Annotated in this window: 11 protein-coding genes; 8 read left to right on the top strand and 3 right to left on the bottom strand. The window is 35.2% G+C overall.

Annotation, left to right across the window (positions count from 1 at the left end; translation table 11 throughout):
- Nucleotides 1-21: 21 nt before the first annotated feature.
- Both oleD and megL read left to right on the top strand, forming a co-directional pair.
- Complete coding sequence (gene oleD / locus AAEZ02_RS05690) at nt 22-1,071, top strand: 2-alkyl-3-oxoalkanoate reductase (RefSeq protein WP_124011832.1); 1,050 nt, start codon at nt 22-24, stop codon at nt 1,069-1,071.
- Between the two features lie 397 nt (nt 1,072-1,468).
- Nucleotides 1,469-2,653, top strand: coding sequence for a methionine gamma-lyase (megL, locus tag AAEZ02_RS05685; protein ID WP_351122212.1), 1,185 nt, complete (start codon nt 1,469-1,471; stop codon nt 2,651-2,653).
- Nucleotides 2,654-2,910: 257 nt separating this feature from the next.
- Here the strand turns inward: megL and AAEZ02_RS05680 are convergent, their stop codons facing one another.
- Genes AAEZ02_RS05680 through AAEZ02_RS05670 form a run of 3 tightly spaced genes read right to left on the bottom strand, consistent with a single transcriptional unit; the run spans nt 2,911 to nt 6,098 of the window.
- Entirely contained in the window at nt 2,911-3,363 is a 453-nt protein-coding gene (locus AAEZ02_RS05680) for a hypothetical protein (protein WP_351122209.1), read from the bottom strand.
- Nucleotides 3,363-5,438, bottom strand: a complete 2,076-nt coding sequence (locus AAEZ02_RS05675; RefSeq protein ID WP_351122289.1) for a bifunctional diguanylate cyclase/phosphodiesterase — start codon at nt 5,436-5,438, stop codon at nt 3,363-3,365. Before AAEZ02_RS05675 ends, AAEZ02_RS05680 begins: the two co-directional genes overlap by 1 nt.
- Before the next feature lie 42 nt (nt 5,439-5,480).
- Nucleotides 5,481-6,098 (bottom strand): transglutaminase-like cysteine peptidase, encoded by a 618-nt coding sequence (locus AAEZ02_RS05670; RefSeq protein ID WP_351078386.1) that lies wholly within the window; start codon nt 6,096-6,098, stop codon nt 5,481-5,483.
- Between the two features lie 1,529 nt (nt 6,099-7,627).
- On the opposite strand from AAEZ02_RS05670, the gene AAEZ02_RS05665 reads away from it, so the two are divergent.
- The 6 genes from AAEZ02_RS05665 (at nt 7,628) to AAEZ02_RS05640 (ending at nt 15,630) form a co-directional block, all read left to right on the top strand.
- Nucleotides 7,628-8,794 carry a nucleotide sugar dehydrogenase gene (locus AAEZ02_RS05665; protein ID WP_124011828.1) on the top strand — a complete coding sequence of 389 codons (1,167 nt, stop codon included), beginning with the start codon at nt 7,628-7,630 and terminating at the stop codon, nt 8,792-8,794.
- 177 nt (nt 8,795-8,971) lie between these two features.
- Nucleotides 8,972-9,931: a phosphoribosyltransferase family protein gene (locus tag AAEZ02_RS05660; RefSeq protein WP_351122206.1), complete on the top strand. Its 960-nt coding sequence runs from the start codon at nt 8,972-8,974 to the stop codon at nt 9,929-9,931.
- A gap of 907 nt (nt 9,932-10,838) precedes the next feature.
- Nucleotides 10,839-12,158 carry a lipopolysaccharide biosynthesis protein gene (locus AAEZ02_RS05655; RefSeq protein WP_351122203.1) on the top strand — a complete coding sequence of 440 codons (1,320 nt, stop codon included), beginning with the start codon at nt 10,839-10,841 and terminating at the stop codon, nt 12,156-12,158.
- Between the two features lie 301 nt (nt 12,159-12,459).
- Nucleotides 12,460-13,401 (top strand): acyltransferase family protein, encoded by a 942-nt coding sequence (locus AAEZ02_RS05650; RefSeq protein WP_351122200.1) that lies wholly within the window; start codon nt 12,460-12,462, stop codon nt 13,399-13,401.
- A 21-nt stretch (nt 13,402-13,422) separates the two neighbouring features.
- A complete protein-coding gene (locus AAEZ02_RS05645; protein ID WP_351122197.1) occupies nt 13,423-14,391 on the top strand; it encodes a glycosyltransferase family 2 protein in 969 nt (322 codons plus the stop codon).
- On the top strand, nt 14,392-15,630 hold the full coding sequence (locus tag AAEZ02_RS05640) for an EpsG family protein (protein WP_351078398.1): 1,239 nt from the start codon (nt 14,392-14,394) through the stop codon (nt 15,628-15,630).
- Nucleotide 15,631 lies beyond the last annotated feature (1 nt).

Genomic DNA, 15,631 nt, shown 5'->3' with positions numbered 1-15,631 from the left:
GGTAATTATAAGGCAATAATAATGACGCTGACAGATTTACACCCCCTAGAGCAAACCGCACTGAAGCAATTAGCGCTATCGGTTAGTAAAGTATTTGTTACCGGCGCAGGTGGCTTTTTAGGTTGTGCTATTTGTCAGCGTTTATTGGCAGCCGGTATTGAGGTCGTTGGCTTTGCCAGAAGTCATTATCCCAAGCTTGTCGAACTGGGCGTCGATATGCGTCAAGGCGACATTAGTGACTATGATAGCGTCAAGCAGGCTATGACTGGATGTGATCTGGTGTTCCATGTCGCATCAAAAGCCGGCGTGTGGGGCAGCAAACAAAGTTTTTATTCTCCCAATGTTGATGGCGCGACTAATATTGTTAACGCTTGTAAAGCGCTTGATATTCATAACCTTATTTATACCAGCACCCCAAGTGTGACGTTTGCCGGTGCAGATGAAAATGGCATTAACGAATCAGCCCCTTACGCCAGTCAATACCTTAATTATTATGGTGAGTCTAAAGCCATTGCCGAAAAAAATATCCTTGCAGCTAATACTGCTTCGCTTCGAACCACAGCCTTAAGGCCGCATTTAATTTGGGGGCCAAACGACCCACACCTTGTCCCTAGAGTGGTAGAGCGTGCCAAAGCAGGGCGCCTAAAGCTGGTGGGATATCAAGATAAACTGGTCGATACCATATATATCGACAATGCTGCCTACGCCCATATTTTGGCTGCAGTGGATTTAGTGGCCGCGGCTAAGTGCGCAGGTAAAGCCTATTTTTTAAGTAATGATAAGCCTATAACGATGGCCGCTATGCTCAATAAAATCTTAGCCTGTGCAGACTTACCGCCAGTGACTAAGCGAGTACCCGCAGGTGTTGCTTATGCCGCAGGCGTGGTACTTGAAACACTTTACGGCTGGCTCAATATACAGCAAGAACCCATCATGACTCGCTTTGTAGCAAGGCAATTATCGACCAGTCATTACTTTGATATTAGCGCAGCTCAACAAGACTTAGGCTATCAACCGCTTATGAGTATCGAACAAGGTATGCAAAAGCTGAAGTTATCGCTTTCACGCTAATTGTGCTGATTAGCTGTTTAAGCTAGCGGTTTGCATTAGTTATTCAAGTTAGCCGTTAACGATTAGGGTTTAAGATAGCGACTTAAGGTAGCGACTTAAGTTAGCAATAGACTTTAACCGCTTTTATTAACTGTCTTTGCTAATGGCTAATATTAACGACCTAAGTTAATGACTTAACTTAGTCACACGAGTAGATAACACAAAATTTGTCTTCACTACTGTCTCTAAAAAAATGATGTAAACAATTGTTTGTAACATTGTTTTTACATCAATTACTTTAGTTATTTTTTAACAATCACTTGGTTAAATTTTATTCCGCTGTATCTTAAATCCCGACCACCATAAAATCACCCCACAGAGGGTAACAACTCATAACAAAGTGGTGCAGGGAGAAGCAATGCAAGATAACAAGCAAATCACATGGAATTTAGCGACCTTAGCCATTCATGGCGGCCATCAGCGTGAAGCCTTTGGCTCACTCACCACACCACTATATCAAACCGCCACCTTTGTATTTGATAACGTAGAACAGGGCGGAGCGCGTTTTGCCGGAGAAGAGCCTGGCTATATTTATACTCGTTTAGGAAACCCGACCACTGCAGAGTTAGAGCGTAAAATGGCGCTACTCGAAGGCGCTGAAGATGCTGCCGCCACGGCATCTGGCATGGCAGCCGTATCCAGTGCATTGTTAACCCATTTACATGCAGGCGATCACTTAGTGGCATCAAAAGCGGTATATGGTTGCACTTTTGCGTTAATGACCACCCAATTAACCCGTTTAGGCGTTACCACCACATTGGTCGATTTTACCGATATTGCTGCAATCGAAGCTGCTATTAAGCCCAATACCAAAGTGATATTTTGCGAAACCCCAGTCAATCCACATCTACAAGTATTCGACATAGCAGCCATAGCAAAAGTCGCTAAGGCTCATAAGCTAGTTTCAATCGTCGATAACACCTTTATGACGCCCTTATTGCAGCAACCGCTGGCAATGGGTATCGATATGGTGATCCACAGTGCCACCAAGTATCTTAATGGCCACGGCGACGTGATTGCAGGTATTGTGTGCGGCAATGCAGAGCACATGCACAGATTAAAATATGAAATATTGAAAGATTTTGGTGGGGTTATATCCCCACATGATGCTTGGCTTATTTTACGCGGCTTAAAAACCTTAGATGTCCGCTTAGCACGCCACTGCGACAATGCCGAAGTGTTAGCTGAATATTTAGATAAACATCCAAAATTTAGCCAAGTGTTTTACCCAGGTTTAGAACACCACCAAGGCCATCGTTTCATCGGCAATCAAATGAAGCGTGCTGGTGGGGTCATTGCATTTGAGCTAAAAGGGGATAAGCAAGATGCGATGAACTTCGTTAATCGTCTCAAGCTGTTCACTATCGCTGTAAGTCTTGGTGATGCCGAATCACTTATTCAACATCCCGCTTCAATGACCCACTCACCTTACAGCCCAGAAGCCAGACTCGCCGCAGGCATCACCGACAACTTACTGCGCATCTCAGTTGGCCTAGAGAATGTTCAAGACCTGATTGCAGATATTGAACAAGCGTTAGAGTGAAGACGGGCAGTCATAGCTGAAGATCTTTGAAGAACGATCGCAAGCGATTAAAGCCTAGAGACTAGGGCGGACTTCGTCCTGCTAGATCGCTGCGCTGCTATAACAGCGGGATCCGTCCTGGTAACGTTTTTGAGCTGGGACTTCAGCTCTTGTGGATGACGAATTATAGACATAAAAAAACAGTGCGTTTAGCACTGTTTTTTTGAGCTTACAGTCACGAGTTTTTATTGTTCATTTAACGGTAAGAAGACTAAATATTAGTTACTAGAGATTGTTCCAGCACCGCCGCCTGAACCACCACCAAAGCCTGGACCCGCTGGCGCAGGTGCAGCACCAAATCCACCACCACCTGCAGTTTGAGTATCTTCAACTGCTTCAGACACAATGGCAGGGTCAACACCGTTGGCAAGTGCAATGGCTAAAATCTCATCTGGATTCATGCCCGCTGCTACAGCCGCTTTTAATGCTTTTTTGATGAGTTCTACATCGCCGTTAGCGGCTTGAATTGCAGTCGCTAATTGCTGTGCTTGCGCTGATATGGGTGTATTTTGATTGCTAGCAGTTAAAGTCTCTTCAGCCTTTTCACCTGCCATCAACGTCTCATCAGCTATTGCACTTGCAGACAAGGTGTCTTTAGCGATTGCACCTGCAGATATACCTGTCGTCAATAATGCTGACATTAATAAAATGGGTAATTTATTCTTATTCATTATTCTGCCTCGTTGTCTAGTGAATTGCTAAAGTCGTTTAGATGCAAAGTGCACGTCCAACTCTGGGGTGTATTAGCAGGAATGATTGTACTCAAATTTTGTACAGCATACAATCCATTGCCTTGTAGGCCATCGATGTTCATCAGGGTAAAATAAGCACCTATAGTGGCTGATTCAACCTGTGGTGCAATGATTTTTATGCCAATACCATGACAAATTTGGGTCAAGGTTTGTACAAAAAAACGTGTGTCAGCTTCGGCAATATCGTGAACGTAGCTAGCATCAATCTTAACAAAATCAATGTCTAAGTTACGGATGTAACAAAATGAACTTAAATTTGAGCCAAACCGTTCGATAACAATATCAATATTTGATTGTTTTGCTCGGCGAATAAACAATTCTGTTGAGGCTAAAGAAAGCATTGCTGCAGATTCATTAAATTCATACAAAAGTGGTGGAAGGGTTTTATGCAATTTCTGGTATAAATCAAATAACCAGTCGGTAAATACTGGGTTATGCATTGCACGCTTACTAATATTGATCGCCACTTGGGTATGCTCTATATGTTGTAATTTGTAAAAAATGAAACAAATGACAGCTTGCTCAAGCTCTTGTATCACCCCCAGCCGTTCTGCCATCGCAAAGACATCTAACGTCGATAGGGTTTCACCTTTTATTTTGAAGCGAACAAACGATTCAACATACAATATCGTCTGTTTATTATCCACCACAGGTTGTAGCATTAAGTCAAAAATCTTATCAAACGGAATACATTTAATGGAAAAGTCTTTTGGATCACAGTGACTAATTTCGTTTTTAAAGTATTCAGTGAACCGCGTTAAAATAGACACCCATTCTTCTCGGGAGTGATTTTTATATATCGACTCAGGGTCTACTAACCCGTTTACTGCTTCTGAATACTGATTATGCACCAATTGATTATCTAATCGCTTAACTGCATCCGTAAACGACTCATGGTGATTAACTCGGGTGAGAGCGTGCTTAGCAAAGCCATTTTTAAAATATTCTCCATTCTCAATAGTTAATGAGTTAGCAAATTGGGTGTCGATTACCTTCACCGATTCTTCAGTTAACAATGATATAAAGGCAAATTCAGATCCAGAGATACGATACAACTGCGATTCATGCATTTGTTCAATTTGCTTACTTAGTACAGTAGCACCTTGTAAAATGTATGCATCGCCACAGCCGTAGCCTTCTTTGTCATTAATGACTTGTAATGATGTCATCGACACCAAACCTAAATAAAAACGATCCCCATGCCGTTCATACTCAGCCTGAATAGACTCAAACTTTTTCAATAATGCTCGGCGATTAGGTAAGCCTGTGTGTGGGTCGATATACACTTCTTTAGACAAGGTTTCAGCCAATTGAGTTTGCTCGTTAAATGATCGTTGAATGTTTTCAACCATGCGGTTAATTGCATTAACAACAGTACGTAATTCAGAGGTAAAAGGGCGTACAGTATTTAAGCTAAAACGTTTTTGAATAACCGACTCGGCTTGTTGAACAATACTGCTCAAGGGGGTTAACACTGCTTTTAAAATAAAATATACCAACAAAAATGCAACTAACAGTTGCACTAGTGTCACGTTAAATGTGCTAACCGCATGATCCCAAAGTGCATAATACGATGTTCCCGCATGTGACTGTACTTCTAGTATGCCAGCAATGCGCCAACCATCACTGACTTCACTGGTCATCACTGGAGGATGCAGGGTAAACCCGCTAATAAACCAATCAGGTAATGCGAAGTTACTTTCAGGGTTGACCCGCTCAAACTGTTTTACCCCATCAATATCAGTAAAAGAAATATGTTGATAATAACCTGAATCAAAAATGGCGTTGGTCATGGTTTGAGCCATCACCAAGCCTTCTTCATCCATATAAGGTGACATAGATAACCCTAAGCTGTGTGCAGCCCCTTGCGCATGGGAACTCAGTTGCTCGTTTAAATAACTGCGCATATTCGACACATTGTGATATATCGCTGTGCTAAAACTAAATATAGACAAACAGCCTATGAGTAAATATAGCTGTAACCTTAAAGACATCCCTTGTTTAAACATGGCTCACTCCGGTTCCTTTTGTTCAGTTTATTCGCCGTTTTCAATTCGATTGACTAAATCAGTCCAATTTTTTGTCCCGCCGCTGGTGGGCTTGGCTGTACTAAGACCTTGCGCCTTTGCTAACCATAATCCTTGGCCATTAAATGAATATACAGGTTTTAAATCTCGGCGTTGGTCGGCAGGTAAAATGGTAGTTTTTAAATTATCTAGCACCAAAGGCATCGCCTTAGGGTTTTCAAAATAAATCAGCACCATATGGGGTTCGTTAATCAACAGTGCTCTTACATACCTCAAGCGCATTTTATTTTCATCCACACCCATGGCCTTTAAGGTAAAATATTTAAAAATAGCAAAGTCTTCACAATCACCACCTTTAGTCCCTAATGATTCAAGCGGGGTAGCCCAATAATCACTTTTATGCCAATGGTCACTGTCACTCACAAAACGGATCCGCCGATTAGCAAACTGGTTGGCTAAATGCAAGCGCTCATAATCACCTAACGTAGTGCCTTTATTAATAGTGTCACGCCAGTCACTAAAGTCCTCAACGCTGTCCGAACTATAGCGCAGCTCGATAAGTTTAAAAAAATCCTCAGTAAATAAATCATCCGTTATTGTGGCAATGCAGACAGCCGAAGATACCACTGAGATTAGAAGCCAATGGCGGTATCTATCGATGCAACACAACACGAATTTAATACGCAAATCCCACTGCAGTTATGGTTAGTGATTACAGGGTAATGATGTTAGCAAAATGTTGTAAATCAGAAATATCATAAGTCAGTTTTTGCTTAAACGACAATGCAATGATGATGAAATTTCAAAACGAGAGCATAAAGACACAACATTAACAGCAGGCATACTTCGAAAGTACGACAAAAAACGCCGTTCAAAATAACGACCTAATCTACTCATTAAAAGGATTGAATTTTGATAGTGTCAATATAATGGCACGCTTATTGTTATAAAAATGTAAATGATGAGCTTTTTAGGTTAGCACATGAGTGTGGCTAGTATTCTCAGCTAAACTATTAATTGAAAGGGATAGCAGATCAGACGGAAATGTTAAATTATCAACGCTCTAGAATAATTTTTTATCAATTAAAACAAGGGTTTATTTTTATTCGGTATTGTTACTACTTTGCTATCAATTAACTAACCATTAAGCTAAATGGCTAGAATAAGATTTTTTATGATGCACAAAAACAAAGCATCTTATTTAGTTAAACTACATACGGGTGCAAAACCACACTGGAAATGTGAATGCAAACTGTAATCTGATTGTGCAATGTAAAAGCCAATAAACTGAGTCTTTTTAGCAAATGTCTTCCAGAATTACTAGAACAAAAGTAGTAAGTTGATGGCGTTTAATTTTAAATGTAACAAAAAAGTGTCAAAATAACAGCTAAATGTTAAAAACCGTCAAAAAAAAGTCATTAAGTTAACGTATAAACTATAGTTAATACTGAACGAAACAATATTTACGTAAAACAGAAAGTAGAAAGGGAAATTTTAAACAAGGCATGACGCAAATGATAACTGTGTTGAAGCCAATCATCAGATGATTTGTTTCATTAGTTTACCGATGTGATCTCATATCATTATTGTTTCGCTGCATCCCACTACATCACTTTAGGTGTCATACGTGTTGTTAATTCACTTGAAAATGATTGTTGGTGGCTGATTTTATTTAGGTATCGATAATGCCTAAAACTCACCATCAACTATATTGTGTATACAGGACATAAAAAGGATTCATTTTACTTTTTCATTATTAAAGATAAAAGTCACATAATCAACAACTTGAAAGGTGTCACAGCAATCTGGAAGCTGCAATCTAGTGGCGGTAGCGTGTCTTTTTTTACTATCCGTTAAAATCTTACGCCGTCATCTTCACATGTTTTTCGTTGAAGACTTTGTTGTCATTTTATTCAAAGGGCGATTCAGGATTAACAATATTACCGGAACAACAAATTAGAAGCTCCAATGGATTGATGAAATAGCAGGAGCCGGTTTTACTCTTCGCTGTCATCTTTAAATATTTATGTTGGCGACCTCAGCTCTAAATGTTTGCCTTTGACTATTAACGAGATTCATAAGTGCATGTACTTAACAATATGCTCTGGATGTTTCGAATAAAAAAGATATTTAAGATCAACAGGATGTTTGTCTATATGAAAATTGCAATCGCAGGTACTGGTTACGTAGGCTTATCAAATGCCATGCTTCTGGCGCAACATAATGAGGTAGTAGCTGTCGATATCGTTAAAGAAAAAATTAACCAACTTAATGATAAAATATCACCGATTGTCGACACAGAAATAGAAGACTTTTTAGCTAACAAAAAGCTTAACTTTACGGCAACGCAAGACAAAGTCACTGCTTATCAACAAGCAGATTTTGTCATCATTGCCACACCTACTGATTACGACCCTGTGGCGAACTATTTTAATACATCGTCAGTTGAATCTGTGATTAAAGATATCATTAGCATTAACCCGAATGCCATAATGGTGATCAAATCTACTGTTCCTGTAGGTTATACCGAACGGATTAAGCAAGAGTTTGCATCCAATAACATTATGTTCTCGCCTGAGTTCCTAAGAGAGGGTAAGGCACTACACGACAATTTGTATCCATCACGTATCATTGTGGGTGAGCAAAGCGAGCGCGCGCGAATTTTTGCTAACTTACTGTTGCAAGGTGCAATTAAAAAAGATATTCAAGTTTTATTTACCCACTCAAGTGAAGCCGAAGCGGTGAAACTTTTTTCTAATACTTATCTCGCATTGCGTGTTGCATACTTTAATGAGTTAGACACTTATGCGGAGTCACGTTGCCTGGACAGTAAACAAATTATCGATGGTGTGTGCTTAGACCCACGGATTGGTAATCACTATAACAACCCTTCTTTTGGTTATGGTGGCTATTGCTTACCTAAAGACACCAAGCAACTTAGAGCAAATTATTCAGATGTCCCCAACAATCTTATTGGCGCAATCGTCGACGCCAATACTACCCGTAAAGATTTTATTGCCGAGTCAATTTTAAAGCGTAATCCTAAAAAAGTGGGTATTTATCGTTTAATAATGAAGTCAGGATCAGACAACTTCAGGGCTTCAAGTATTCAAGGGGTAATGAAGCGCATTAAAGCCAAAGGTGTTGAAGTTATAATTTACGAACCCGTATTAGTGCAAGATGAATTCTATCATTCGACAGTCTATCGTGATCTCGAACAGTTTAAAGCAGATGCGGATGTGATTGTATCTAATAGAGCTGCAGATGAGTTAAGTGATGTAGCCGATAAAGTGTATACCAGAGACCTGTTTGGGAATGATTGAAATTATATCGGATAAATATATGATTAATTGGCACGTGCAGTGTTAATATCAGCTTTGTAAATCAATAGGTTCTACTCGGATTTTAAATTATCTTGTAAAGTCAAAATAATATATTGATCGATAAGTATTTAGCTTAATTAAATAAAATTTGACTTTGTTTTGATTGTTGAGGGATTAATGAAATATAAATCATATAGTGATTTAAGTAGAGATATTAGTGATAATATTTACAAGATCAACACTCAGAATTTTGATTTGATTGTTGGTATCCCAAGGAGTGGAATGGTTCCATCTTATATGGTTTCATTGCTACTTAATGTTAATTGTATAGATCTACCTGCATTTATTAGAAATGAAAAGCTTTGCAAGGGTATAACTCGTGATGTAGGAACGGACATCGTAAATTCACATGATGCAAAAAATATTTTACTTATTGATGATAGTATTTTGTCTGGAAATTCAATGTTGAATTCTTTAAAACAAATTCCAACGAAATTTCAAGGGTTGATAACTACTGCCGCGGTATATTCTAGCCATAAAAACCATGAAAATGTAGATATTGTTCTTACTGAGGTTGAGCCACCTCGTGTTTTTGAATGGAATATTTATCACCATCCAGTAGTTTCTAATTCGTGTTTTGATATTGATGGTGTACTTTGTTATGACCCATCAAATGAAGAAAATGATGATGGTGATAAATATGTGCAATTTTTATGTAATGCAAAGCCACGATTTATTCCTACTGAGAAAATTGATTATCTAGTAACTAATAGATTAGAAAAGTATCGTACACAAACAGAGGTTTGGTTATCTAAAAATGGTGTTAAATTTAATAAATTGATTATGTTAGATTTGCCTGGAAAAGCAGACCGACTAGCTCAATCGGATTATTATTCGCATAAAGCTAATTTCTATAAAAACAGTGATTCTTCTCTTTTTGTAGAGAGCGATATCAATCAAGCAATTGAAATTGCAAATCGTTCTAATAAGTTTGTTTTTTGTGTGGACGAGAATATTATGATACCCCCTGGAGGTTTGAGTCGGTTTAAAAATAAAAGTTACTTATTTTCTAAAGTTAGATACAAACTTTCAAAAATACAGGTGCTACGTACATTGTATAATTCATTTAAGTTCTAAGTTCTAAGTTCTAAGTGCTATTAAAATAAATAAAATCAATATTTTAGCAAATGTTCACTCAATAATGAGTAACATAACTGCGATACTCATTATAGATGTTTGGCGTCATCCAATTGCCGAGAAAGAGGTTTTTTACTAAAGTCAAATAGTCTTACTGTTATATTTATAATGTGAATACGGTAAGTTATTCTGGCAGTACAGCCCTATAATACAGATCGTATTGCAAAGGCTAAAATAAACAAGCTGCCAGGACAACATATCGTCCAAATCTTTCGCGATTAAACATGATTGGAGGCTAGAGCTGTTATCTAACAGCTGATGGTGATCAGTGGATTTATAGGCTATATCAATAGGTAATTTCCAAATAGGCAAAATTTACCGCTGTTTATCACAATGAAATAGTCACCAGATGCCGTCATTAGCCATCGATACGAGAGAATATTTTGGCTACTTTTGAAATAGCGCTTTTTATAGTCTAAGGTTATTTTTTCACTTACAGGAAAGTCAATATTAGTCTTCACAATATGTTATGAAAGCAATGAGTAGAATGTCGAGCCGTTTAAATACCTCAATCATATTAACAGAATTGACAATAATTCAAGTTAAGCAAGTATGACAGCATGGTTAATGCGGTATACAAAAGTGAACTCAACATGCCCTTATAGCTAACGAACGTAATTTACAAATAAAAATATTAATGGGTTATTGCTGTAAGCTATAAAAAACACATGTTTTCACTTGGTCAATTAGCAAGTAATTATACAACACAGAATTGAACTGAATATCGAACTAATAAATTTTTAATTTTAATCTGCAAGTATATTATGTTGTCAACTCGCTATTTAATTGAGATTGTTAGCTACTTATTATTTGAATTTTGTTCTTAAAAATAATAAAAGAGTAATAAATGCCTGAGGTTACGATAGATAAAAAGTTAATAAAATCAATATTACATAGTATGACGGGGAGATATTTAGTTTATGCTGTACAGTTATTATCGATGATGATATTAGCTAGAATGTTCAGCCCTGAAACGTTTGGTATATTTGCTATTATTCAAGTGTTTTCAGTATTTTTTGCTTTAGTCAGTGAGATGGGTTTTGGGCCTGCATTGGTTAATGAAGCTAAAATCCCAAAAGAAATGCGTGATGGTATATACAGCTTTACTTGGATTTTAGGTGTTTTTGTGTCGATATTGTTTTTTGCGGCATCACCATTGATTTCATGGTTTTATAATAATGAAATATATCAATATTTAGTTATTCCTGTCGCAATAAGTATTATCTTTAATACAGCTATTATTGTTCCTTTAGCATCATTCAATCGTGATAAAAAATTTATATCTATAGCTAGATGTGAAGCTATAGCTGAAGTGATTTCAATTGTTGTCGTATTGGTATCACTGTATTATTTAGAGCCTATATGGGCATTATCATTAAAACCTTTAACAGTAGCATTTATAAAGTACATCTTAGTTGTTCTAGGTTCAAAAAATACAGAAATAGGTATGCCGTGGTTTGGTAAAGAGTTATCGCATACATACAAAATACTAGCTTTTTCAAAACATCAGGCGGGATTTAATTTCTTAAATTATTTTTCAAGAAATTTAGATAATATTCTTGTTGGTAAGTATTTAGGAACAGTTAGCTTAGGTATTTATGATAAAGCTTATCAATTAATGCGTTATCCTTTGTTGTTGCTCACATTTGCTATGTCACCTGCAATACAGCCTGTTATGATGGAGTTGAAAAATGATCTTTATAAATTTGAAACGCTTCACAATAAATTCATAATTGTTATTTCAATAATAGGTTTGTTCGTCGGTGTTGTTATTTGTTTTTTATCTGAAGAAATAGTTTATATTTTGCTTGGTGAGCAGTGGTATGGAGTAACTCCGTTATTAGAAATATTATCCGTATCAATTCCAATTCAAATAGTTATGAGTACTAGTGGCGGTTTCTATCAAGCAGCAGGTAGAACTGATTTGATGCTTAAATGTGGGTTATTTGCTTTTTGTACAAATGTAACTGGGATAGTCATTGGTATTTTGATGAACGATTTAGAATTGCTAAGCTGGGCAATCGTATTTAGTTCATTCGTAAATTATATACAATGTTATTATATTATGGGTAAATATTTGCTGCCATCAGGAGCTTGGCACACTTTAAAAAGAATATTAACCACACTCATAGGTGTTGCTTTAATGTTTTTTATGGTTGTTAAGTAGAATTTTTATTTATTATCCTTAAATTGTTATTAATAACTTTCATCCATACTCATAGTATTTTAAATATTAAAATAAGTAATTAATTAGAATAACTGCAAGTGCTAACCTGTATTTTGTGAATGGTTGTCATTGAAGTTATAAGTTTTTAATTGTTAATTATTTGCTAGGTGATGTCTTTATTCTATCAGAAAGTGGCGACTAACTTGAGCTTTTTTAATGAGCGTAAATAATATCATTAATGTTTAAAGCTTAATTTAGTTTATAGGGTGGTTTATATTTTTAATTAAATTAAGGTTAGTTTGTGATAGATAATAGAAAAATGCAAATAGATACACTAAGAGGTATCGCATGTATATTATTAGTCAGCTATCATGTTATTGGTTCAACACCGATGCAAGGAATGAAAATAAGTACAGGTTTACTCAGAGAAATTAATGATTTATTTGTTTATATTCGAATGCCTTTGTTTGCTTTTATATCTGGGGTTTTATATGGCTTTCGGCCAATAAGGTCTGATTATTTTGTTTTTATAAAAAAGAAAACCAGCAGACTGCTTTATCCTCTTTTGACAGTTGGAACGCTATTTGCGCTTTTACAGTATTACATTCCAGGGACAAACGGTGGTGATATTGATTTAAAATTTATTCATATCATTCCAGTAGGCCATTATTGGTTCTTAGAAGCAATATTCTTAGTTTTTTGTTTTGTAGTTTTATTGGAGTATTATAAGGCTTTTGATAACTTCTTTATATCATGTTTTTTAATCTTAATTTGCATATCAATTTACTTGTATGGCGTTGAGGTTAATTACTTCTCACTTTCAGGTTTTGTTTATTTATTGCCATTTTTTTTGTATGGAATGATGACTACACGATATCAATCTTTTAGTCATAAATTGTATTTGTTATTATTGGTTGTTTCATTTGTATTTATATTTAAAATCTTTATTGATTTCGATGGTAGAGCTGAGACAATTATTGTAGGTTTTATGTCATGTATTTTTCTTTTTTTACTAAAGTTAAGAGTTAGAATACTTGCATATATTGGTTTGTATTCTTTTTCTATTTATCTTTTTCATGTTTTCTTTACAGCTTCATCACGTATTATTTTAAATAAAATAGGTTTTTTTGATATGGAAGTAATATTCCTTATTGGACTTGTGTTAGGTGTTTTAGGTCCGATTGTGACTGATAAAATATTTAGTAGTAATACTCACGTTAAATATTTTGTATTGGGAAAGTAAATTTTATTTCAAGGTGGTTTTTTGAACAAATTAACAGTTGTAATACCCACATATGGAAGAGCTGATAAGATTTTACAATCAATATACTCTTGTATGCATCCAAGAATATTTATTGTCGTTATTGATGATAATGGTCTAAATACTACTAACCAAATTGTAACCAAGAAATTAATTGATAGTATTTCTTCTGAATTTTCAAATAACTTACTTTATTACGCATTAGAGATAAACTCAGGTGCTTGTATAGCTCGTAATAAAGGGATTGAAATTGCTAATACATCAGTTGTTACTTTTCTTGATGACGATGATATGCTTTTAATTGAAGAAACTTTAGATAAGCTTGATTTTTTTACTCAGCAGACTGAATGTGACGTCTGTTGTAGCGATATGTTCTCTAAATTTAATGGTAAAAATTATCAGTTAGACTTCTGTCAATTTAGAGGCGTGACATCATATGATTTACTTGAAGATGGAAATTGTTACACGCCGATGGTCATGGCAAGAAAAGAAGCTTTGTTGCTTATAGGCGGATTTGATAATTGTAAAAAATATCAAGATCATGTGCTAATACTAAAAATACACTTAAATGACTTAAATGTATTTTATTTTAACAAACCTACGTTCATACACGTAGATCACGATGAATACAGGATTTCTAATAAAACTTGTTCTTATCAGACCGTTAAACTTAGATTTGAATATGAATATCAATTACTCGAAAATCTTGAATTAGAAAGAGATGACTACGCTAGGTTGAAAAGTATTATTACAGATAGGAAGAGCTTATTATGTTTTTATTATATTGTGATGCCAAGGTTAAATACTTTTATAAAAAGGTTTATAGGCACTAAACGTTTGTTTTACTCGATTAACAAAGATGAGGGTAGTCTATTCGTTACTTTTAAATCATTTCTTTATGCCTTAAGAACTATTGATGGCTTACCTTTTATTATAAAAAGAGTGGCTTATAGGTTAAAGGGTAAAAGTTAAGTGAGCAATTTATCAAATAATAATGATTTTGAACTCGCTAATTTTAATGATGATATTAGTGATTTGAATTTGTATCTTTTTTATATATTTATATTTTTATTCTCTTTTGTCACACCCTTTTTATCTTTTATATGTTGTACTTTTTTAGTTGTTTATACAAATGACTATAAATTTTTAAAAACAATTCCCATTTCTCTCACTTTATTTTTTATTGTTATAAATTTCAACAGAGATTTTTTTCATATTGGTAACGATTTAGCCTGGTATTACTCTTACTTTAAAAACTTTGCTGATTATCAATTAGGATTTACTAGTGCTTTTGAGGATGATCTAGCAAATATTTCTCTAAAACCTACCGAACCCTTCTATCATTTATTGGTCTATATATCGAGTAAACTTACTAATGGTTATTATCCATTTTATATTTTTTGGGTCCATTGCTTTATTTACCTAATACCCACTTTTGTCATTATACAAATTTGCAAAATTGAACGAGTTTCGGTTTTGATTTGTTTTTCATTAGTTTTATTTCAAATGTTAGTTTTTTATGACTTTGGTAATGCATATAATTTAATTCGGCAGCAAGTAGCTAGTTCGTTAGTGGTTTTATCATTTTATTTTATGTATATAAAAAAACCAAAGCTTTGTTTCTTATTTGCAGTCGTTTCAGTGTTAACTCATAATTCAACGGTATTGATTGTCGCCATAATATTTTTGTTTTGTCTATATAATCTAAATTATATTTCATACAAATTAGTTTTTTTGTTTACCAGTATTTTATCATTTATTTATGTATTAGCATATTTTAGCCTAAGTGGTAATTATGAGGAATTAGAAGACCAGTCTCGAGGGGCTATAGTTAAGTTAATTGACTTTTCCCTTTTTACTTTGAGTGCAATAGTTGTTTTTCTTTATGATTCTAGACATAGGAATATATACAGGTTCTTATTGTTATTCTTTGTCGCCTTACTTTTTTCGCACGCGAGTTTATTTCTACCATTAAGGTTCTTGACGTTTTACGACTCTTTTAAATGGTTGGTTTATTTTATTTTGCTTAATTTTATTAGTTCAAAGCTGTCAGCTTATCGATATTCAGATTTTTTTATTTTTATTGTTTCTTTCGCCCTATCATTTTTGTATTTTAATCTAAAACTTACTTATACGTCTTATTCTTACTATGGTAAGTTTATGGATTTTGTTTTTGACTCTCCAGCTTTTTATTTAGGAATTAATTTATGAG

Source organism: Shewanella sp. T24-MNA-CIBAN-0130, assembly GCF_040310185.1.
GTDB classification, from domain to species: Bacteria; Pseudomonadota; Gammaproteobacteria; order Enterobacterales; family Shewanellaceae; genus Shewanella; species Shewanella psychromarinicola.
Note: the sequence above shows the minus strand (reverse complement) of the source record. Positions and strands in the feature narration are given on the sequence as shown.

What these genes read in the sequence shown, in the direction of transcription:
- oleD (WP_124011832.1), top strand. Translation starts at nt 22, where the DNA reads ATGACGCTGACAGATTTACACCCCCTAGAGCAAACCGCACTGAAGCAA.
- megL (WP_351122212.1), top strand. Translation starts at nt 1,469, where the DNA reads ATGCAAGATAACAAGCAAATCACATGGAATTTAGCGACCTTAGCCATT.
- AAEZ02_RS05680 (WP_351122209.1), bottom strand. Translation starts at nt 3,363, where the DNA reads ATGAATAAGAATAAATTACCCATTTTATTAATGTCAGCATTATTGACG.
- AAEZ02_RS05675 (WP_351122289.1), bottom strand. Translation starts at nt 5,438, where the DNA reads ATGTCTTTAAGGTTACAGCTATATTTACTCATAGGCTGTTTGTCTATA.
- AAEZ02_RS05665 (WP_124011828.1), top strand. Translation starts at nt 7,628, where the DNA reads ATGAAAATTGCAATCGCAGGTACTGGTTACGTAGGCTTATCAAATGCC.
- AAEZ02_RS05660 (WP_351122206.1), top strand. Translation starts at nt 8,972, where the DNA reads ATGAAATATAAATCATATAGTGATTTAAGTAGAGATATTAGTGATAAT.
- AAEZ02_RS05655 (WP_351122203.1), top strand. Translation starts at nt 10,839, where the DNA reads ATGCCTGAGGTTACGATAGATAAAAAGTTAATAAAATCAATATTACAT.